Origin of the sequence: Streptococcus hyointestinalis (assembly GCF_041225505.1) — a bacterium.
Classification (GTDB): domain Bacteria; phylum Bacillota; class Bacilli; order Lactobacillales; family Streptococcaceae; genus Streptococcus; species Streptococcus hyointestinalis_B.
This window is the reverse complement of the sequence record NZ_JBCLSK010000103.1, coordinates 1-502: the sequence shown is the minus strand read 5'-3', so window position 1 is coordinate 502 and position 502 is coordinate 1. Positions and strand designations below refer to the sequence as shown.

Genomic DNA, 502 nt, shown 5'->3' with positions numbered 1-502 from the left:
TAGTGAAGTCTGTCTTTGATATTATTATCGAGGCCATGATTTCACCGCTTCAAGGCTATACTTCTTTGTCAAACTCTAAGAAGTACAAGGAACTGTTACGGACGATAGGTGGTGCTTTTGCAGGTATCTTCTTTGAAGTGGTTATCATGCGTGTAACCCTTGAAATTTGTCGTGATTTACCAACCTTATCTGTTTCTACAATTACTAAATTGTCAGGTGGTTTCTTCGATGGTTTGAGTATGTGGGAACAATGTCTAGCAGCTTCCCTTGTTTACATTGGTGTCTTCCTCGCAGCCATGCAAGGTGTTTCTATGATTGAGCGTTGGCTTGGTGTCTCAACGGGTCACAGCGATACTGCTCAACAATTGATTGGTGCTATGATGGCAGGGCAAGCCTTTGCGACAGGCGCAGGTGCTGTTGGTAGTGGTGCATTAGCTATGGGCGGTTTAGGCTTAAATGTAGCTAAGAAAACTCCAGGAGCAGTTGCTTCAGGAAGTAAAAT

Annotated in this window: 1 pseudogene; it reads left to right on the top strand. The window is 43.6% G+C overall.

What is annotated here, in order from left to right:
- A pseudogene (locus AALA56_RS10170) lies at positions 1–502 on the top strand (pLS20_p028 family conjugation system transmembrane protein); the annotation flags it as partial.